This window comes from Lewinella sp. (genome assembly GCF_050633125.1).
In the GTDB taxonomy this organism is placed as follows: Bacteria; Bacteroidota; Bacteroidia; order Chitinophagales; family Saprospiraceae; genus Lewinella.
This window is the reverse complement of record NZ_JBOEFX010000044.1, coordinates 14,736-36,177: the sequence shown is the minus strand read 5'-3', so window position 1 is coordinate 36,177 and position 21,442 is coordinate 14,736. Positions and strand designations below refer to the sequence as shown.

The window sequence follows — 21,442 nt, the reverse complement described above, 5'->3', positions numbered from 1 at the left end:
AATAAGCTTGGTCTGTTATTAAGCGTATCCAAACCAAACCGCTCCCATCAAAAACAACCATGACAAAATCAGCAACATCCCGGTTAAGGGGAGAATAAAGCGTAGCCAGCGATCAAAAGGCACACGGCACAGACTGAGCATAGCGATGAGTCCTCCTAAAGCGGGGTTGAAAAGGTTAGTAACACCGTCGCCAATCTGAAAGGCCAGGATGGTCGTTTGGCGCGTGAGGCCGAGCACTTCCCCCAAGGGCACCATAATAGGCAAGGTAGCAAGGGCCTGCCCACTTCCCGAAGGGATGAGGAGATTAATAACGCTTTGGCAGATACTCATTCCCCAGGCGGAAACAGTGGTGGGAAGATCCGTCAGTAGAAGAGATAACTGGTAGGAGATAGTATCATTGATTTGCCCCAGTTCCAGTACTTCTTTGATCGTAGTGGCATAGCCAACCATGAAGGCACCAGGAGCTACGACACCAATCGAGCGTAGCGCTGTTTCGCTAAACGCTTGTCCCGACATACGGTTGGCCACTCCTGCGGCAATGGCGATCATGATGAAGATGGCAGAAATTTCAGTAAAGTACCAATGGTGGACAAAAATGCCATAAAGCATAATGCCAATACCAGCCAGAAAAACACCACCGACCAGTGCGTTGTTTGGACTGATAGTGTAGTCCTCTAACTGTTTGGATAGCTTTAAGCCGGCTTCATCTAACCCATTTCCCAGACCATTTTCTGGCTGAGTAACCAGTTTACGGAAGTACCGGACATTGTACCAAGCCATCAACGTGAGGGCTAGAAAACATAAGGCCGTCCGTAGAGGAGCACCCGAAAAAAGGGGCAACTCTGCGATCTGGTGGCCAATGCCAACGGTATAAGGATTGACGGGTGACAATCCAAAACCTACGGTAATGGCGCCTACGGATAGGCCTGCCGCCAGTATCAGGTCTCCACCCAGCGCAAGTGCCACTACGGCAGCAATGGGAACCATCGCTATATTGTTTTCGTAACCAATAATAACCCCTAGTAAACCAAAAAGATAGGTGAGCAGGAAAACGAGCAGATAACGGCGCTTAAGTCCTAGTTTTTTGATGGCGGTACCCACCATGTTTTCAATAGTGCCGGTTTTTTCCAGGATACCAAACATGATACCGCTTGTCAGCACTACAAAAATGATAGATGAGGCTGTTTTGAAGCCTTCAGGAAAAGCTTTAAATAAGCCAAAGAAGCCCACCGGTGTGGACGCTACTGTGTGATAAGACCCAGGAATAACCCTGGTGCGTTCGCCAAATACCTCGCGCTCGTACAAGCCTGCTGGTAAAATATGTGTAAGAATGGCCGCTAAAACCAGAATGCCAAAAAGCATTACTACGGGATGGGGAATATAATTGTACCACTTTTTTTTATCCTTCAAAATTGTCATATAGTTAGTTCTTCTTTTAGGATGTTGACCAACATCTGGCCGTTGTTGCAAGTGCCTTTCAAGCCAAGAATGTTGGCTGCTTTTTGGAATAATTCATCTGGTTTGCGCCCTTGTTCGCGCCAGCTTTGCAGAGCGGTTGCTTTTTCGCTTTTGGATAGTTTTTTGCCTTGTTCATCAAGGATCATACCGTGGTGGTAAAAATAGGTGTTGAGAAAACCAGTTTTACCCATCAAATGAGCCAGATAAAGTTGATAATAGGTGGAGTCAAGGAGGTCTAAGCCTCGGATGATGGTGTTGATTGCAAAGTGTTCGTCATCAATAATAGAACCGAGTTGGTAGGCAGGAAAGCCATCTTTTTGTTTTACAATAAAAGCGTCAATTCCTTTTAGCTCCAGAGAGGTGTTGGTTTCTACGAGCTGATGAATAGGAAGTTGTAGTGGTTCCTGTGGAGGATGGACACGCCAGGCAATGTTTTTTTGATCAAAATCTAACTGCTGCTTGGTACAGGTGCCTGGGTAACGGCCATCTTTGGAAATTGCCTGGATGTCTTTCCGGCTGCATTTACAAGCGAATAAATGCCCCTGTTCTTTAAGTTCTAGGAGCGCCTTCTCATAAAGCTCCTGACGTAGATGTTGCGACCACTTTTTTTTAAAATCTTCGACACCTTGTGGGCCATCGTCGTAATCCAACCCCAACCAATCAATCGTTTGAAAAATATCTTTGATATACTTGTCCCTTCGGCGAGCTTTGTCGAGATCATCAATGCGTAGCAGAAGGTGTCCATTCTGTGCCCTTGTGATTGACCAAGTAAGGATAAAATTCAAAGCATTACCCGCGTGGAGCAACCCACTGGGCGTAGGAGCAAGGCGCGACCGAATTGGAATGGGCAACAATTTAAGTAACATGCGGCTAAAGATAGGAAGTTGCAGCACAAATTGGTAAGGGATTCAATTATGCTGTAGTTACACTGAAATTAATGGGGATATGCAGGTTTATTAAGCTAATTTTCCGACCTTCAAATTCCTAAAGGTGCTTTTAGGAATATATCGCAAAATTGCCCTTGCTATATTATCAACCAAAAAAACAACCATATTATGATTCGCTGGACCATCTGCTGTTTATTTCTATTGAGTACGGTTTCTTGCCAGACGCCTGCTCAGCCTAGTCCTCAATCGGAGGTAGCGACGACTGAACCTTTGACGGTCTTTTTAGTGCGTCACGCGGAAAAAGAGGCGGGCGATAATCCTGGCCTTACTTCTGAAGGGCAATTGCGCGCCCGTCAACTTGCTGATCTATTGGAGGCAGTACCGCTAGATGCTGTATTTAGCACCAAGTACCGTCGTACCGAACTTACGGCTGATCCTGTAGCTGTTTCAAAAGGCCTCCCTGTTATGGATTACGATCCAAGTGATTTACCGGCTTTCGCCAAAAAGTTGCAAAAGGAATATCAAGGTAAAACGGTACTGGTGGTAGGGCACTCCAATACGACGCCTACCTTGGCTGGATTGCTAGATGGCACCCAGGCTTATCCTGCTTTTGATGAATCAGAATATGGAAATATTATGATGGTAACCTTGCCATTGGTCGGGAAACACAAGACCATGTGTTTGAAGTATTAGGCTCGTTTTGTTGAGGGCATCGAAGAGCGTCGTTGGGCCTCATGGAGCAAGTTGTTCGAAAGATAAGAAGTCACCAAGCTCTGCTTGAGTGGCTTCTTGTATTTTAAGACCGTACGAGTACCAGCAAGTACAACGCTCTTTAGAAATTTAACATAAAATACAAGAACCCACAGGCAATAAGTTTCATTACTGAAACGCTTATTGAAGGATTTGATTTTTAAATAAAAGCGCTCTTATAATGCGAAACAATCTATTTTTAACACTGCTTTTGCTGTGTACGACTTCTCTATTATTTCTTGGTTGTAATGAAGATGACGGCCCTTCTATAAGTGGCACGATGACCGCTACTGTCAACGGTGAAAGCTGGGAAGCAGAGATGCCCGCAGGCTCCTATCAGCAAAGTCGAATGGGAATAGCTGGCACCTCTACTGATGACATGACCATCGTTATTTCACTCGATTATCCTACGTTAGAAGCTACTTCTTTTCAACTCAATCAAGGCTCTCTGTCTGCTATCGCCTATACCGAAAGTACGGGAGCTACTGCACACACCTCTAATGGCAGTGCCCAAGCAGGTGGTAATGTTGTAATTACCAGTGTAGATACTGCGAATATGCTCATCAGTGGTACTTTTGAGTCGCTCTGTTTTCGTGCTGTAGATCAATCGGAAGTAGATATTACCGATGGTGTATTTACGGATATCACCTATACTGAAACACTAAACCCGACTGATGATAGTATGCTAAGCGTTGACATAGATGGCCAACCCTGGACCGCCGTTTCTGTAACAGGAGGCGTATCTTTTGGGCGGCTAAGTATTTCTGCTAGTGATCAAGCCGTTGATCAAACCGTTGGTTTTAGTTTACCAGAGGATATCAGTGCAGGGACTTATTCATTTCAGCTGTTTGGTACAGTGACCGGGCTTTACAATATCAATAATCCAACACTTGTGACCTACGGTGCTACTAGTGGAACATTGACGATAAGTTCACATGATCTTGCGAATAAGACGATTAGCGGAACATTCGATTTTGAGGCTGCTGACGATGGTGGAACGGGCACCAATACGGTAAGTTTGACCAATGGAGAATTTAGCTTGGCCTACTAATTTGCCCCATCTATAACCAGTGACTAGTCATTAAATAGCTGAAAAGAGTGATTTATCTGACTATTTGTACGAAACCCCATGATTTCACTAATAGAAATCATGGGGTTTCGTTTCTAATTATAACGTGAGGTTTTTCGGTTGGTCAGCACGGTTTTTGATGACAATCAAAATTCGGGATGACTCATGTTTCTTTTGCCTAGGAATAATTTCGGAGCCTCTGTGGACAATTATTTTCAAAGTGAGAACAGCCCGTCTAATCCATAACAATCGGCGCTGCAATAAGTGACTCCGGAATGCCAAAAGCTTCCACCAGCGCTACCGCTTCGGGACGGAGTTCGCCACAGAGTTGATCTACCTGCTTACGGATGGCTTTACTTTTAGTGCCTGCAAGGTAATCTTGTTCCAGGTACCAGGCCGCGTGTTTTTCAATCGTATGCAGAGCGTAAAGTGAACGCAGTTTGCGAAGGATATTGTAAATAGAAGTTCCTTCCGCCTCACTTACGGCTTTAGCGGTAGCTTCCAGGGTTATACGTTCGACAAAGGCTTCGGCCAAGGCCAGCATATGGGTCTGACAAATAAGGCCAGCCTCGTAGGCGCTTTTACCCTCTTTGATGTGGCCGCGCAGACGCTGAGCGAGGGAGAAAAGCAGTCGTCTCTCACGGAATTGGAAAGCCGCTAATTGAAATTCAGTACTACGCAAGTGGCCTTCGTCGGTATTGCGGATGGCAAAGGGGTTGGTCTCGGAGAAGGCCGTGTTGACCCTTTGGCCTAGCATCCTCAAGATGGCCATGTTGCCATCTTCATGGAAAGACTGTTTGTAGTCGGTCAGCAAGCCCTTGGCTACAAGCTGCATCAATACGGTATTGTCACCTTCGAAGGTGGTGAAAATGTCGGTATCCCCTTTGAGTGCGGCAAATTGATTTTCGGCGAGATAGCCTTTCCCTCCACATGCTTCACGACATTCCTGGATGGCGGCGGTCGTAAACCATGTCGCGTAGGACTTCATACCTGCTGCTAGCGTTTCTATTTCACGCATTTCTCCTTCTTCCCGATGTAGGTAGCGATGAGCCAGGTGGTCTAAACCAAACTGCAAAGCGTATGTCTTTGCCAGCAAAGGCAAAAGTCGCCGTTGGTGACTAGGGTAGTCCAAAATCGGCGTTTCGGCAGCCATCGCAGACGGTGCAAACTGACGCCGTTGGGCAGCGTAACGAATGGCGATGGCGAGTGCTTTTTTGGTGGCACTCAATCCTGCCCTTGGGACACAAACTCGTCCGCCAACCAGTGTGCCCAACATGGTAAAGAAGCGCCTTGACGGGTTTTCGATGGGACTAGTGTACTGCCCCTCATCCGTTATTTTTCCAAAGCGATCCAATAGGTTCTCGCGAGGTACACGTATTTGATCAAACCAGATTCGGCCATTATCTACGCCGTTTAATCCTAGTTTGTAGCCATTGTCCATCACACGAATGCCCGGTAGCAATTCGTGCTGCTCATCCCGAAGAGGGACGACGATGGCATGAACGCCATGGTTTTCGCCATTCACAATCAGCTGAGCAAAAACGCTGGCTACCCGGCTGTGCAGCGCGTTACCAATGTATTCTTTACCCGCTTCTTCGCGAGGACTATGAACAATGAGTTCATCTGTGGTAGAATCGTAGGTGGCGGTAGTTTCCAAGCCACGTACATTTGAACCGTGGCCAGTTTCGGTCATCGCAAAACATCCGGCTAGTTCCAGTGTGCCGGTAGTCCGTAAGTACTTGGTGTGGTGCTTTTCGGTGCCTAGGTTGAGCACGCTACCTCCCCAAAGTCCAAACTGCACCCCAAATTTGATCGACAAGCTGAGGCTGTGATAACCGAGCGTTTCAAAAACAGCAGCGTAGAGGCCCATATCGCCTTTTCCGCCTTGTGCTTCAGGGTAGGAGAGGGCACCCATGCCTTGGTTGGCCAGGAGTTGGCACCATTGTAGAACCTGTTCGCGGTGGTCTTCCTTAACGGGGATATGTCTTAGCTGGAACTCAGGATCTTGGAGAATGGTGAGTGTTTGGGCTTTGGTAGCCGCAAAATCACCATCGAGTAGGGCGGCGAGTTCACTTACAGAGAAGGTAGCTTTGTCAGTCTCTTCTTGATGTACTACGCTGGTGTCAGGAAGGAACAGGTTGCGGAAAGTAGCAACATTGAGTTGCCCAAGTGATTGTTCGAGCTGTTGCAGATGCTTTTCATCTTGCTCATTTAACCAGCTGGGGCGAGTCGTGTTTTCTTCTGCCAACATAAGCCCCAAACTGACCAGGTTTTGCGCATCACCTTGTAGTTGGGTCGCGGCTTCTTGGCAACTTATTTCCCAGAATTTGAATAAATCTCGGGCAGGTGGCCGCCGCGGATTACTCCATTGCAATAGCTGCACCTTGTCTTTGTCTGTTAAGAAATTGAGCTGGGCAGCTTCTTCCTGGAGCGTTTTTACTTCCGATGGCGTAAGTACTCGGTCAGACCAGGCAGCATACAATAAGGGGATCATTACTCGAATACCGGGAGAAAAAGATAATTTGACTTGGGGGTTACGGCTCATCTGGTTAGGGAATTTCTTTCCAATATAAGGAGTAGGAACGTACTTTTGTTGTCATGAATAAAAAGTTGTTGTTGGATCAATTGGGGCGAACGGTTAGTTTAACCGTGTATCCTCCACAGCGGATTGTATCCTTGGTGCCTTCGCAGACGGAGCTATTGGCTGATCTTGGATTGGGGGATAGCGTGGTAGGTATAACCAAGTTTTGTGTTCACCCCTCCTCTTGGAGGCAAGAGAAAACAATAATTGGTGGAACAAAGCAGCTGCACCTCGACCGTATTCGTAGCTTAAAGCCTGATCTTATTATTGCCAATCAAGAAGAAAATGACCGCGAACAAGTAGAAGCGCTAGCTGTCGATTTTCCTGTATGGGTGAGTAAAGTTGTTGATTTACCAACTGCTTTGAATATGATCACCGGTATAGGCGAAGCAACGGACACAAGGACCTTGGTAGGGGATTTAATGCTAAAGATAAAAGCCTCTTTTGCTGATTTAAGAAGTTTTTCCATCCGCTCTTGTGCTTATCTGATTTGGCGGAAGCCTTATATGGCCAGTGGTGGAGATACTTTTATCCAGGCGATGCTGGAAGTTGCAGGCTTTGAAAATGTTTTTGGTCATCAAAATCGCTATCCAGAAGTTACTATGGAGGAACTAGCTGCTGCTGATCCTGAATGGATATTACTCTCCTCTGAACCATTTCCTTTTAAGGAGAAACACTTGGCTGAATTGTCAGTGGTGTGTCCAAATGCGAAAATTCGTCTTGTAGACGGCGAAATGTTTTCCTGGTATGGTAGCCGCCTGTTGCGTTCGGCAGACTATTTCCGTATTTTGCGAGAAGCAAATTGAATTGCCATCTCTGACGTTTTTTTGGCAGACTATAAATTAAGTATTGAATTTTACCACATGGATACGAAGCGCTTTTTCACTACACTATTATTGGTTACTACCCTTTTTTCTTTGTCAGCACAAATTGATCACCCGGATCGAATTAGAGGAGAACTCATCGTTCGATTGACAGATAACACCAATGTCGAGGATTGGGTCAAAGAAAACCTTTTACAAGATGGAGGAACCAGTTCTTTGAGTATGGTTAAGGAGCTAGGAATTCGCCACCCATTGATTTTATTGGCATTTGATGAAAGTCAAGTTGCTTCGGAAAAAGTACTTTTAGAAGTACAGAACTTAGCATCTGTAGATGCTGTACAATATAATTATGTTGTAGATTTTCGTACTGAACCAGATGATAATCAGTTTTTTAGGCAATGGGATATGGATGTTATTAATGCACCTTCAGCCTGGGCCCATACCACTGGAGGTACTACCGAAGGAGGAACAAACATTGTAGTAGCCGTTATGGATAGTGGTTTTGAGATAAGCCATGAAGACCTTGCGTCCAACCTTTGGGTAAATCCTGCTGAGGTTCCTGGTGATGGTATTGATAACGATGGCAATGGTTATGTAGACGATCTCATGGGCTGGGATTATTATTCAGATACACCCAATATAGCACCTGGAAATCATGGTTTGTCAACAGCGTCTATCATTGGTGCTCAAGGAGATAATGGCATCGGCGTTAGCGGTGTCAATTGGGATGTTGACCTGATGCTTTTTAGTTTTAGTAGTGTTGCCGATCTGGTAAGTGCCTATGAATATGTGATCGATCAACGTCAGCGTTTTAATGAGTCCAATGGTGCCTCAGGTTCATTTGTCGTAACGACCAACAATAGCTTTGGTCAAGGACGAATCTGGTGTGATCAACAGCCCGTTTGGGGCAGTATGTATGACCTTTTGGGGGAAGTTGGTATTCTGTCCAGTGCTGGTGTTGATAATAGCCGGTACAACGTAGATAGTGTAGGAGATATGCCAGCGACTTGTGCATCTGATTATTTACTGATTTCTTGTAATACGGATGAAGATGATAATCTGTATAACAACTCTGCTTATGGCGAGACTTCGGTAGATATTGGTGCGCCAGGGGAAGGGACTTTTACGACAAAACCAGGGAATAGCTACGGCGTTTTTGGTGGTAATAGCGCCGCTACACCGCATGTGACCGGGGCCATCGCCCTTATGTATAGCGGCCCTGTTGTGGGCTTGGAAGTAAACGCTATTAACCAACCGGCAGCGACTGCTCGCCTCGTTAAAGATCTACTTGTACAAAGCGGGGATTTACTCCCTTCTTTGGAAAATCGCACCCTTAGCGGTCGTCGCCTCAACCTGGGCATCGCCATGGAACAGTTAATTGCCACCTACAGCAATCAATTGGAGCCTTTGGCGATCAATAAAGTCTACCCTAATCCAGTGCAAGGGAACCTGACCGTTAATTATGATGCCCCGGAAAATGGAACCTATCGCGCAGAAATCTACAATGCACTCGGTCAGTTGGTACAACATCAAGAAGAGGAAGTAGGAGAGGGGGGCTTACGTGTTTTTACGATTGATACCGCCCCGCTACCCGCCGGGGTCTATTTTCTAAATTTTGGCCGAGGAGGAGAATGGGTGACGGAAAGGGTGATTGTGCTTTAACCCAGTATATCTTTTGCTGTGATGGATATAGGCAAATCAGTCATTATTTTTTCTTCACCATTAAATGAGTGCATCTTTTTGAATCCTTCTTCCAGGGGTTCTTGATAGACAATTACGCGTTCCTTTGCTAAGTCAATAATCCATACCTCTGGTATTTTTGCCAATGCGTAAAGCGGAAGTTTGATTTCTTGGTCTTTTTCTAAAGAAGAATCGGCGACTTCAATAAGTACTAAAATATCCTGGGGCTGAGGATGCCCTGATGCGTAGAAGTCTGTTTTGAATTTTAGAATAGCAAGATCAGGTTCAGGTTCTGAATTTTCGTTGAGAAGGACAGGGTTTTGAACACTAATAAGCAGATCATCAGTAACAATTGCGGAAAAAAAATGATTCAAGCGATTCACACAGGCAGCGTGAAATCTTTCAATAGGGCTCATACGTACTATTTGACCATCCAATAATTCAACATTATGATCGGTGGTGATAATACCCGTCTCTATCATCCGATGATAATCTTCAACGGAAAATGAGTGTGTTGCTACTCCTGGATAAATCTGCTTCGTCATTTTTCAAAATTAAGCAAATAGGATTACTTTCTCAAGTTCTGACCCATACTTCAATGAATTTGTTTTTATCGATTTTCCAAGGAGGAGTGGTTGATAAGCTTTATTTTTAGGACAAAATACGCAGCTCATGAAAAATCTTGTAGCCTTACTTTTTCTGTCAATTTTTGTTTTTTCGAACCTCAATGCTCAGCGCATCAGCTTACGGAATCCGAGTTTTGAGGATACTCCTGCTCACAGTACTACTCCAAAGCATTGGATCAATTGTGGTACACGGGGAGAATCACCTCCTGATGTTTTTCCTGAAAGATCGCCTATGTTTGGAGTGAATTATCGCCCTTACGCAGGCAATACCTACCTGGGTTTAGTGACGCGTGACAATGAAACCTGGGAGTCCGTAGCTGCCAACCTCACCTCGCCCTTGGAGGCTAATGTTTGTTATCGTTTTAGTCTTGCACTGGCACGTTCTACGACCTATATGTCGATGAGTAGAGCTACTGGCCGCCCTGCCAACTATACCGACCCTGCCCGCCTAAGAATCTGGGGTTCTAATGGCAATTGCCGACAAGAAGAGTTATTGGCCGAATCACCGCTTGTTGAGCATGAAGACTGGCGGTTGTATACCTTTATTTTAAAACCACAGCAGAACAGTTACGCGTCGATCATTTTGGAAGTGTATTATCCAGACAATATTCTGAAAGCTACAAATGGTAATTTGTTGTTAGATGCCGCCTCGGCCTTTGACCGCTTGCCCAATTGTGAATTGGAAGGGTTTACGATGCCGGAATTGTCAACAACTTCGGAAGTGGTTAATATTTCTGACGATAATACAAGGGACAGTCGTTCCAATTCAGAAATAGTTGCGCTAAAATTACCGACGGCTACTTATTTCAATAATGAAGAAACACTCCGTTCTTTTGCTGCCAATGCTTTAAATGACCTAGCTTTTGATGATAGTAACCAACTGGCTATCCGCCAATTTCAGCTGGCTGGCGAACAACAAGTTCGTAATGGCCATCCAGCTTGGTATGCTTTGCAGCATGGGCTACAGTTTTACCCTGGTAGGAAATGGGAGTTGGTGGTCTATGCTGATGATGGATTGGGAAGTGATATGCGGGTACTTGAGCTTGGCCGACAATTGGCAGGTGTTGGTAATATCAGTTTGGCCGTAAGTGCTTACGATGCAGAAAAACACGATGGGGTGTCCTGGTTCTGTATGTCAGTGGCCAATGGCTTGTATCTTCGTTCGCTATAAAAAATAAATAAATAGAAATTATTGATAATCAAATTGTATTTATGTTACGCGCTTCTTTACTGACAACGGCTCTCTTGGCCACATTTTTGCTCTCTGGGCAAGTGATTACGATGCTGAACCCTGGATTTGAGGATATGCCTAGGCATAGCCACGTACCTCGGTTTTGGACTAATTGTGGACCACCTGGAGAAAGTCCCCCTGATATTCAACCCGAACTTACGTTTCAAGTAAACCTACCTGCTTATGAGGGCAATACCTACCTTGGTTTAGTGACCAGGGATAATGATACTTGGGAAGGAGTAGGAACAACACTTAGCCAGCCTTTGGAAAAGGGGAAATGTTATGCTTTTAGTATTTCTTTAGCTCGTTCCTTGAGTTACTATTCCGTGAGCCGCGAAAAGAATGTGCCCGCAAATTTTATTGCACCAACTCGTCTGAGAATCTGGGGCGGCAATGACCTTTGTGAAAGGAGCGAATTACTGGCTACATCTTCTGTTTCTGACCGTGGGCTATGGGCTGTTTATACCTTTATCTTATCACCATTAGAAGAGAGCTATTCTAATATCGTATTTGAAGTGTTCTACGAAGAGAATATTCTTTTTCCTACCAATGGCAATCTATTGTTAGATGATGCTTCTGCGTTTGTGTTTTTACCTGACTGTGGTGCAGAAGCATATGGTATTCAAGAGGATACCAATATTGCAAAAGAGGTGACAACTACCCCAGCAAAAGTCTTTTCGGTGCGAGAGGATAACACGCTTAATTTAATATTACCGAGCCTGGACTACTTTTCTGGCCCCGAGTCATTGAAAGGTTTTATATCAAATGTATTTGCTGAGATAGAGTTTAATGCTAAGGGGGAATTGGTGGAGGAATTTTATCAGGTAGAGGGAGAAAAGGAACTGCGCAGCGGCTATCCAGCCACCCACGCACTAGCTTATGCATTGAATGCTTACCCTGGCGAGGAGTGGGAATTAGTGGTGTTTGATCAGGATAAAGAACGCCAACAACAACGGGTAACTTCCCTGAAAGCAGTGATGGATGATTGGCTGTTTAGCTATATCTTTGACTGTCAAGTTACTGGTTATGATACTGCTTTGGATGATGATACAGGCTGGTTCTACAGATCTATGGCCAATGGTTTGTACCTCCGGATGCTGTAGGGGTGAATTGAAATTATTCATTATCAACTCTTATTTATGTTACGCGCTTTTTTACTGACAACTGCCGTCCTTGCCACATTTGTGCTCTCTGGCCAAGTGATTACGATGCTGAACCCTGGCTTTGAAGGGGAACCCAAATTTAGTACGATTCCACCCAGTTGGATGAACTGTGGACCTGTAAATGAGTCTCCTCCTGATACAGGGCCAGTGGCGGCTTTCCAGGTATCGACCGTTCCATACGAGGGGAACTCTTATATGGGTATGGTGACGCGAGATAATAATACTACAGAATCGGCATGTACTTACCTGACGGAGGTATTGAAACAAGGTCAATGTTATCAATTTAGTCTCGCTGTAGCGAAATCGGGTACTTATTATTCAGTGAGTAGGACAAGAAAGACGCCTGCCCGTTATAATAATCCTACGCGGCTTAAAATTTGGGGCGGGGTAGGCCAGTGTGGGAGGGAAGAATTATTGGCAGAATCTCCAATCATTAATCACGAGGACTGGCAAGTGTATACATTTATTATCAAGCCAGAGATGGCGAGCTATTCGGTGATAACACTGGAGGCTTGCTACCCAAAAGATGATCCTGCTTTTTTTACCAATGGGAATATGCTTTTGGATGAGGCCTCTGCTTTCATCATGTTGCCTGACTGCGGAAAAGAGGCGTTTGGGATTGACCAGCGTTCTAATCTTAGGAAAACAGTGATAATAACCCAAACGGAAGCCCCCTCGATGATGGAGGATAATACCATTTACCTTAAGCTACCTCCTGAAAGTTACTTTACAGGAGCTGAACCTTTGAAGATTTTTCTGTCGAATGTATTCTCTGATATTGAGCAGTCTGCCTCTGGGAGGTTGGTAGGAAAAAGTTATCAGCTAGACGATGAAAAGGAGGTGCGTACGGGATATCCATCTGTTCATGCGATGCTTTATGCGCTGAATGCTTACCCAGGAGAGAAGTGGGAGCTGGTGGTTTTTGATCGGAATACAGAACGACAGCGACAGCGTGTGATCTCCCTGAGTGAGGCGGTGAATAATGGGCAGCCTCATTATGTTGTAGACTGCCAAGTCCGTGGTTACGACGCAGCATTGGATGATGGTACGGACTGGTTTTGTATGTCGGTGAACAATGGCCTGTATTTGATTAAGCGTTGAATTTTTTGTCCGCTATTTTTTGTACAGTTTTAGTATTAGCGCGCAGGCCGTGAGGCCGGAGCTCGGGGCGCGGAGCGGGCAAGGACAAGGGATGGGCAGGAGCGGTAGCGACCGACAGCCCGGTGCCGTAGTGGCGTTTGCGCAGCAACGCCAGTAATGGCATGGCCCCAAAGCAGTCAGGTGATCAAAAATTTAGAGCCAAACCAAAAGAATGGTTAACAGGTCTTCAAATTGGTGAATTTATTCCAAAGGCAACATCCACCCACAAAAAAAACGGCTAGCCAGGAGCAATTCCCGACTAGCCGTTTTTTCATTACAGACGCTTAGTCAACCCGCTTAATTTCGCCGGATTTGATGCGTGCCATATAATCGTTGAATGCCCGCTTTACGTTAGGCATCAAGACATAAAGGCCGAAGACGTTAGGGAAACACATGGCAAAGATCATTGCGTCTCCAAAGTCAAATACTGCTTTTGCAGAAATGGCAGAACCTACGATCACAAAGCCACAGAATAGTACTTTGTAGATAATTTCATTGGTTTTGCTTTCGCCAAAAAGGTAGGTCCAAGACTTGAGGCCGTAGTACGACCATGAGATCATGGTAGAAAGTGCGAACAGGATTACTGCCACACCAAGTACAGCAGGGAACCAGCTGATTACAGATTCAAAAGCTGCAGAGGTAAGGCCGATGTCACCCACTACTTCACGACCGTGGAAAGAAGCTTCTGCACCTGCGCCACCATAGTTGGTAACAATAATGACCAAAGCCGTCATGGTACAAATTACTACGGTGTCAATGAAAGGCTCAAGCAATGCAACGATACCTTCACTCACTGGCTCATCGGTCTTTACTGCAGAGTGAGCAATAGATGCAGAACCTACACCGGCTTCGTTGGAGAATGCTGCACGACGGAAACCTTGGATAAGGACGCCAATCAAACCACCATAGAGTGCATCACCACTGAAAGCGCTAGAGAAAATGGTGCCAAAAGCAGCAGGAATATCAGCAAAGTGATAACCTAAAACGATAATTGCTCCCAAGACGTAGATACCTACCATGAAAGGAACAATCTTATCGGTTACTTTAGCAATTGACTTGATACCACCAATGATAACAACACCAACAACAACAGCCATAATGGCACCGAAAATCCAGCCATTGTTGTAGAAAATGCTGTTTTCTCCTCCGGTGATTTCAGCAAGCTGAAGGGTAGCTTGGTTGATTTGTACCATGTTGCCACCACCGAAACTACCTCCGATACAGGCGATAGCAAACAGAACAGCAAGTACCTTACCGATAATTGGCCAGGAGCCTCCTTTTTCTTTAAATCCTTTTTCCAGGTAATACATAGGCCCACCAGATACGCTGCCATCAGCGTTGACATTGCGGTACATTACACCTAAAGTACATTCTGTAAATTTGGAAGCCATACCTAATAGTCCAGCCAGAATCATCCAGAAGGTAGCACCAGGGCCACCAATGGCTACAGCAAAGGCTACGCCGGCAATATTACCTACACCAACGGTACCGGATAGTGCCGCTGTGAGTGCCTGGAAGTGCGAAACTTCTCCGGGATCATTGGGATCATCAAATTTGCCGCGAACGACATCAAGCGCATGGCCAAAAGCTTTAAATTGAATAAAGCCCATGTAAATGGTAAATACTAATGCGCCAACGACCAGCCATATAAGTACAAATGGAATGCTGAGCTTCTCTCCTAAAGGAATAGAAACGAAAACAACGGATTCTATTGCTTTAGTAATGGGTTCAAAAAAGGAATTGATTTTTTCGTCAATCGTCAGTGCAGCTTCACCATTGGCCTCCTGTGCAAAGCTTAGCAGCGGGAGTACGAGGGTAGCGAGTAATGCGAGTACAGTCTTCTTCATCTGTGGTTTTTCTAATTCAAATTATTTCAGAGGGGACACCATAAATGGCACCCCAGGATTGTTAAAACGTTCGGGAAGGTATTGGTTTCCGAGGAATCGCCAAAATAATGTTCTGCATATTTTACCAGAGAGAGGACTTGTTATGACTTCTGACAGCCATTTTTAACACTTGTTGCCCAACAAGTGGGCAACATTGCTCATGATTGCTTAACTTTCTCCCTTTATTCATCAATTCAATAGTTTCGTTGTTGACAAATCCCCCGGAAGAAGCCGTCTTAGCTGCCCTTAACAAAGGGGAGGAATGGGCCTTGGATAACTTGTTTCGTGCACATTATTCCTTCTTGTGCCAGGCCGTATTTCGGGTAATTGGTGATCGGGATCTAGCGGAAGATTTGGTGCAGGAAGTTTTCTATGAATTGTGGCGTAAGCGGGCAACATTGAAGATAAACCAGTCATTGAGGGCCTACCTGAAAAGATCGGCCGTGAATCGGACGCTCAATTATATTAGAGATCAAAGGCTGATAGTGGATGATGAAAGTGCCATGCCTTTTGATGTAGCCAGCGATCAAGTAGGAGCGGTGCAGCAGCTAGAGGCCGACGAACTACAGGTGCAGATTGAAGCTGCCATAGGTGACTTGCCGGAACGTTGCCGTCTAGTATTTGGCCTGAGCCGGTTTGAAGAGATGAGCAATAAAGAAATAGCAAGTCATTTAGATATCAGTGTGAAAACAGTGGAGAATCAAATGACCAAAGCTTTGCGGATGCTGAGGGAAAAATTGAGCCCCTATCTATTGATTGCTTTTTTAGGGTTTTTCGAGGCTTTGCTGCTTATTGTAAGCCAGCCGACAACCGTAGGGTAGGGGCTATGATTGAGTTTGGTGTCTTTATCAATGGAAGGTAGGATACCATTTACCTTCAATCTACTGAGATACTACGCATCTCAGTAGATTGAACTAAGGAACAGCACGAAAATAAAAAGCGATTTCGCTTCGCGTCTACATACGTGGTTGTTTTTCATAATAGTTAAATAAGCGATTCATTTTAAGCGNNATTTTCTGCGCAATACTAAGAATTACGTACGTCTGGAATGAAGAATAAAGATACTATGAGATCCTGGGAACAACTTCGTAAAAACGGAGGGCAGTCCGCTGAAGCCCCTGAAGGGCTTTGGCAGCAGTTATGGGCTGGCAGTGCCAAGGTGGGCGATGACTTTGAACCTGATGTGGAAGCTGGTCTTGCCCGTCTCAAGCATCGAATGGCTCAGGAGGAGACACCTCCCGCTAAGGTGGTGCAAATGAGTTCTACCCGGTGGTTACGTGCTGTTGCAGCTGCGGTTGTTTTGGCATTAGTGGCTTGGGGTACAACTACCTTCTTGGCAGATACTACTCCCACTTTCGCATGGGCAGAGCTTCATACCGGAGAGGGGGAAACCCGCGAAGTTGTATTGCCTGATGGTTCTACCGTTACCCTCAATAGCAATACCTACCTTAGTTATCGTAATGACCTTGATGAAGCAGATATAAGAGCTATTCGCTTGGAAGGGGAGGCTTTCTTTGATGTTGACCGTCGCCCCGAACAGCCTTTCGTTATTCACACCACCAATGCTGAAGTAAAGGTGCTGGGAACGAGCTTCAATGTTCGTGAAATACCCGGGCAGACACGTACGGAAGTAGAAGTGGCTACCGGTAAAGTCGCTGTGAAAAGCTTGACGGATAAAAGCCAGGAAGTTGTGCTTGTAGCTGAGCAAGCCGTGGTTTTGGAAAACAGCACATTGTCTACCTATACGACTGCCGACCGGCCTTTTTACGGCGTAAACTGGCGTATGGGGCAGTTGAGTTTCAAAAATACACAACTAGAAGAAGCTTTACTACAAATCGAGCGCGCCTATCAAGTAGACCTTGTCTGGCAATCCGCAGCGATTCAGAATTGCGAGATTACAGGTAATTGGCAAGAAGAAAACTTCTCAACTGTTGTAAGCATCCTAGAAGGTCTCACCGGTCTTTCTATTAATGATGTTGGAGGCAACAAGTATGAGCTAAGCGGTAGTTGCGACTAAAGCCCAAGTAAATCTTGGTGTTTTAAACCACGCTTTTCGTTTGCTAGACAGGTTTTGTATCTATTTCCTGTTTTTCGAAAACCTAGTAATGCGTACTCATTAATCTTCCAAAAGCCAGCGAGGCCTTTGGAAGATTTTTGTATTAGCTAGTACGTAAGTCACAGATTGGTGATATTTTTTTACACCATTCTATATAGCCTTTGGCGCTCTGCCACCGGCGACTTATCTTTGGATAGTGTTGTATTTTACAGCAGAGGACTTATCCAGATGAAAAAAAGCTTAATAATTCTTTTGGTATTTGGCTGTTGCGTGTACTCCCTTAAGGCCCAAGAAGTGCTGAATAAGAGAGTGAACCTGCAAATAAAGGAACAACCTTTTGAGGTTGCCCTCTATCAGTTGATTGACCAAGAGGAAATAAAGCTTAGTTTTCGCAATGATATCCTTCCTGAAGGACTCTTTTCCTTTGATTTTCAGCAACAACGACTTCGGATAGTTCTACCTACCATATTGGAAGGGACAAACTTAGGGTATCGCCTCATTGGCGAACAAATACTACTAATTCCCTTAGCTCCTAGCCAAGTAGATACATATTATACCATTAGTGGTTATATCACTGACCGAGAAACCAATGAACACCTTATTGGTGCCAATGTTTACGATCGCTATTCCCAAAGAGGAACCGTAAGTAATGAATATGGCTTTTTTAGTCTCCAATTGCCAGGAGGTCCTGCGCAGCTTCGGCTTTCCTACCTTGGATATGAGAGTTTTGAAGAACCTTTGAATATTACAAATAACACGGTGCTGAATAAAGCCTTGCAAGGCAGTATTACCTTGAATGAGGTAGTGGTATATCCTCGTGATACTTCGGCAAACCCTATTGCCGGACTGGCTACAGGCCAATTGATAGGCTTGCGAGAAACCCAAATGCTGCCCAGCTTGGTTGGCGAACAGGATGTAATTCGTACGGCTTTTCTTTTGCCTGGGGTCACAACAGGTGCTGATGGTGCCGAAGGCCTGCAAATCAGAGGTGGTGATGCTGGTCAAAACCTGGTGTTATTAGATGGCGTCCCGGTGTACTATGTGAACCATGCGATTGGCTTATTTTCTATTTTCAATAGCGATGCAGTAAGGTCAGCTCAGTTATTGAGGGCCGGTTTCCCTGCCCGCTACGGTGGTCGCCTTTCCAGTGTACTTGATATCCGGATGAAAGAAGGCAATCAACAGGCCCTGTCAGGTAAGGCATCCACAGGTTTATTGACCTCCCGTTTTACGCTTGAAGGACCAATCATTAAAGAGCGATCTTCCTTTCTGCTTTCCGGTCGCTGGTCTTTTGTTCATCTTTTATTAAAAGAGCAATCACGTAAATTTAAAGAATCAAAAGGTGATGATGGTGCCACTGATTATCGCTTTTATGATATCAACGCCAAATATAATCACACTTTTTCTGACCGTAACCGGGTGTTTTTAAGCCTTTATCGAGGGCGTGATAATTATGATGACCTTACTACGAACTCAAGTGTGTTAAGCTTGACAAGCCAGGGCGGTGAACCGCTGAATTATGATATCGACAAATCTTATGGCGAAGGCTTTAGCTGGACAAATACGGTAGGCAGTTTTCGTTGGAATCACCTGTTTTCTGACCAACTTTTTGCCAATTTTAGTTTAACCTACAGCGGTCTTGATCAAGAGTCTTTCTATAACCTTGAAGAACTTTCTTTTGAACCTTCGATCAACCAAAGGGACTCGCTGTTGATCAAGGGCCTCTTTCGTTCTGGTATACAAGATTTGGGACTAAAAGCCGATTGGCAATTGATCGTGAGTCCACGGCAAGAATTTCGTTTTGGTATAGGAGCCAATCGCCGGATTTTCAAACCTGGGGCTTTGATTGTTGATTTGCCGGTTATTAGAGAAGAGCCCTTTGCCAACAATACCATTAATACAACAGAACTGAGTACCTACCTGGAAGGCAAAGGTAAGTTTAGCAGCGACTGGGAGTGGAATGCCGGCGCACATCTTGCGTGGTGGTACGTACGATCTAGAGGGCATCTTTCGGTGCAACCCCGGATGAGTGTAAATTATTTTCCCGACCAGCGCTGGACATTAAGTGCCTCCTTGAGTAGAATGGTGCAAAATCTACACTTTCTCAGAAATACAACAGTGAATTTGCCTACTGAAATATGGGTGCCAAGTACCGATAAGATAAGACCTTCCGAAGCGTGGATGTCGAACCTGGGATATCAGTATAAGATTAGCCCCTTTTGGGAATTACAAGGCGATGTGTATTATAAAAAGATGAATAGAATCCTTTCTTTTCTTGAAGGAGTAGAAGGGTTTGAAGACTGGGAAGACAATGTAGTTGCCGGTGAAGGAGAAGCATATGGGGCCGAATGGCAATTGCGAAAAGTAAAAGGGAAATTGACAGGGTGGGTGAGTTATACACTGTCAAAATCTGAGCGTCAGTTTGAGGAATTGAACCTTGGTAGGGTCTATCCTTTTCGTTATGATCGACGACACAATTTTCAGTTAGCGGCTATTTATCAGATTTCACCAGCGTGCTATTTTTCTGCTAATTGGGGGTATGCCTCGGGGTTTGCGATCACGCTGCCACTCGTGAAATTTGCCTCTATTGTCCCAGGGGAGATAACCCCTCCTTATCCTATTGCGATAGACCCGGAAAGAAAGAACAATATCAGAATGCCAGCTTATCACCGCTTGGATGTTAATGTCCACTTTGAATGGAACCGACAAAAGCGCTACCGGCACGAACTAAACCTCGGGATTTATAACCTTTATAACCGAAATAACCCACTCTATTACGATGTCCGCCGTTCTTTAGTCAACCAACAGAACACGCCAAGTACGCAGTACGATTTTGTAGAGGTTCAATTGGCGCCAATATTACCCTCTATAAGTTATAAGATCAGCTTTTGATTATCGTCTGCATAAGTTATAACCTAAAAGGTTTGAATTGGTTTATTTGAAAAACTGTATATTTGAAGGGTTAAAAATAGCGAATGTCCATTTTTCGTCAAATATTACCTTTTGGTTTTTTGGTATTCCTCTGTATGGGGGCCACCTGTGAACGCACGGTAGACTTGGACATCGACGAACCACCACCAAGGTTAGTGGTCAACAGTAGCTTTACCTTAGGAGAGTTGGTTAAGGTTTCAGTAGCTAAAAGTCAAAGTATCCTAGACAATAGTTTGCCCGAATATTTAGCTGATGCTAATGTTACCCTTTATAAAGGAGATAAGTTTATTGAAAAACTGACCTTATACGTTGATCCTGCCCCACGGATTGCGCCCTATTATATAACCCAGTCTTTTACGCCGGAAGCAGCTACCACTTATACCATTCGGGTAGAGGCTTTGGGTTTTGAAGCTATTGAGGCGCATAGTTTTATCCCAGAGCCGGTGTCTCTTTCAACCTTACAAGTCTCTAATTTTAATGAAGAAGAAGGGAGCGGGCCATTCAATATGCGCTACAGCTATCAGATAGATTTGAACTTTGAAGACCCCCGTGAAGAAGATAACTACTATCATTTGAACATTTTTCAGGAAATTCTGAATGTCACGATAGTAGGAGCAGATACGCTTATTGATGGTCGATATTTGAAACGTATTGATCTCATGCAGGATAACCCCAAGGTTATCTCCGATGCCATGATTGGTGGCTTATTACTGAAAAATAACCCTAGTGAAGAAGGTTTTCGATTTCAGGTTGACCTGGAAATTGTTCCTGATTTTGAGGCTTTGGGCCAAATATATGTGGAGCTGCGCACTGTTTCAGAAGAATACTATCTCTATTATTCTACTTTTAGTCGCCAGCAAAATCAGTCTGATGGCCCCTTCAATGACCCAATCGTAATCTTTAACAATGTTGAGAATGGGCATGGTTATTTCGCTGGATATAACTTTACACAGGATTCGGTGAGTCTCAGTTTTTAAATAGCATATCTATCCTCGGTTATTACACCTCTTTTATCCAATTACTTAGTATCTTTGCGGCTTTAAAGTCAAAATGTTTCCTTTTGGGGCAATTTTTATTTGCACCTGAGTATAGGTACAAAAAGGTCATAGAATCAAATGTTTAGTAGCGGTAGAATAATTTATCTGGCCAATACTTAGCGT

The 21,442-nt window shown here is 44.7% G+C and carries 16 protein-coding genes; 11 read left to right on the top strand and 5 right to left on the bottom strand.

Annotated features, from left to right (window positions below; all coding sequences use genetic code 11):
• Nucleotides 1-18 precede the first annotated feature (18 nt).
• Entirely contained in the window at nt 19-1,419 is a 1,401-nt protein-coding gene (locus ACRBG0_RS10430) for a YfcC family protein (protein WP_020534470.1), read from the bottom strand.
• On the bottom strand, nt 1,416-2,324 hold the full coding sequence (locus ACRBG0_RS10425) for a glutamate--tRNA ligase family protein (protein ID WP_431486838.1): 909 nt from the start codon (nt 2,322-2,324) through the stop codon (nt 1,416-1,418). Before ACRBG0_RS10425 ends, ACRBG0_RS10430 begins: the two co-directional genes overlap by 4 nt.
• Nucleotides 2,325-2,513: 189 nt before the next feature.
• On the opposite strand from ACRBG0_RS10425, the gene ACRBG0_RS10420 reads away from it, so the two are divergent.
• Complete coding sequence (locus ACRBG0_RS10420; RefSeq protein ID WP_431486837.1) at nt 2,514-3,038, top strand: SixA phosphatase family protein; 525 nt, start codon at nt 2,514-2,516, stop codon at nt 3,036-3,038.
• Nucleotides 3,039-3,276: 238 nt separating this feature from the next.
• Complete coding sequence (locus ACRBG0_RS10415; protein WP_431486836.1) at nt 3,277-4,146, top strand: DUF6252 family protein; 870 nt, start codon at nt 3,277-3,279, stop codon at nt 4,144-4,146.
• Between the two features lie 253 nt (nt 4,147-4,399).
• On the opposite strand, the gene ACRBG0_RS10410 is transcribed toward ACRBG0_RS10415, so the two are convergent.
• Nucleotides 4,400-6,709 (bottom strand): acyl-CoA dehydrogenase, encoded by a 2,310-nt coding sequence (locus ACRBG0_RS10410; RefSeq protein WP_431486835.1) that lies wholly within the window; start codon nt 6,707-6,709, stop codon nt 4,400-4,402.
• A gap of 53 nt (nt 6,710-6,762) precedes the next feature.
• Here ACRBG0_RS10410 and ACRBG0_RS10405 point away from each other — a divergent pair, with 53 nt between their 5' ends.
• Nucleotides 6,763-7,551, top strand: a complete 789-nt coding sequence (locus tag ACRBG0_RS10405; RefSeq protein WP_431486834.1) for a helical backbone metal receptor — start codon at nt 6,763-6,765, stop codon at nt 7,549-7,551.
• Between the two features lie 57 nt (nt 7,552-7,608).
• A complete protein-coding gene (locus tag ACRBG0_RS10400; RefSeq protein WP_431486833.1) occupies nt 7,609-9,231 on the top strand; it encodes a S8/S53 family peptidase in 1,623 nt (540 codons plus the stop codon).
• Here the strand turns inward: ACRBG0_RS10400 and ACRBG0_RS10395 are convergent.
• Nucleotides 9,228-9,794 (bottom strand): Uma2 family endonuclease, encoded by a 567-nt coding sequence (locus tag ACRBG0_RS10395; RefSeq protein ID WP_431486832.1) that lies wholly within the window; start codon nt 9,792-9,794, stop codon nt 9,228-9,230. The genes ACRBG0_RS10400 and ACRBG0_RS10395 overlap by 4 nt on opposite strands.
• A 127-nt stretch (nt 9,795-9,921) precedes the next feature.
• On the opposite strand from ACRBG0_RS10395, the gene ACRBG0_RS10390 reads away from it, so the two are divergent.
• From ACRBG0_RS10390 to ACRBG0_RS10380, 3 genes are read left to right on the top strand one after another with little or no spacing between them, the layout of a single operon-like run.
• Nucleotides 9,922-11,046, top strand: coding sequence for a hypothetical protein (locus tag ACRBG0_RS10390; RefSeq protein ID WP_431486831.1), 1,125 nt, complete (start codon nt 9,922-9,924; stop codon nt 11,044-11,046).
• 41 nt (nt 11,047-11,087) lie between these two features.
• The gene (locus ACRBG0_RS10385; RefSeq protein ID WP_431486830.1) at nt 11,088-12,209 is read left to right on the top strand and encodes a hypothetical protein; all 1,122 of its coding nucleotides are present in this window, start codon (nt 11,088-11,090) and stop codon (nt 12,207-12,209) included.
• Between the two features lie 36 nt (nt 12,210-12,245).
• A complete protein-coding gene (locus ACRBG0_RS10380) occupies nt 12,246-13,370 on the top strand; it encodes a hypothetical protein (protein ID WP_431486829.1) in 1,125 nt (374 codons plus the stop codon).
• Nucleotides 13,371-13,693: 323 nt separating this feature from the next.
• On the opposite strand, the gene ACRBG0_RS10375 is transcribed toward ACRBG0_RS10380, so the two are convergent.
• The gene (locus tag ACRBG0_RS10375; RefSeq protein WP_431486828.1) at nt 13,694-15,256 is read right to left on the bottom strand and encodes an alanine/glycine:cation symporter family protein; all 1,563 of its coding nucleotides are present in this window, start codon (nt 15,254-15,256) and stop codon (nt 13,694-13,696) included.
• A gap of 245 nt (nt 15,257-15,501) precedes the next feature.
• Between ACRBG0_RS10375 and ACRBG0_RS10370 the strand changes: the two genes are divergently transcribed.
• From ACRBG0_RS10370 to ACRBG0_RS10355, 4 genes are all read left to right on the top strand, one after another.
• Nucleotides 15,502-16,116 carry an RNA polymerase sigma-70 factor gene (locus ACRBG0_RS10370; RefSeq protein WP_431486827.1) on the top strand — a complete coding sequence of 205 codons (615 nt, stop codon included), beginning with the start codon at nt 15,502-15,504 and terminating at the stop codon, nt 16,114-16,116.
• 245 nt (nt 16,117-16,361) lie between these two features.
• The gene (locus ACRBG0_RS10365; protein WP_431486826.1) at nt 16,362-17,312 is read left to right on the top strand and encodes a FecR family protein; all 951 of its coding nucleotides are present in this window, start codon (nt 16,362-16,364) and stop codon (nt 17,310-17,312) included.
• Between the two features lie 267 nt (nt 17,313-17,579).
• A complete protein-coding gene (locus ACRBG0_RS10360) occupies nt 17,580-20,243 on the top strand; it encodes a TonB-dependent receptor (RefSeq protein WP_431486825.1) in 2,664 nt (887 codons plus the stop codon).
• 83 nt (nt 20,244-20,326) lie between these two features.
• On the top strand, nt 20,327-21,259 hold the full coding sequence (locus tag ACRBG0_RS10355) for a DUF4249 domain-containing protein (RefSeq protein WP_431486824.1): 933 nt from the start codon (nt 20,327-20,329) through the stop codon (nt 21,257-21,259).
• Nucleotides 21,260-21,442: the final 183 nt, after the last annotated feature.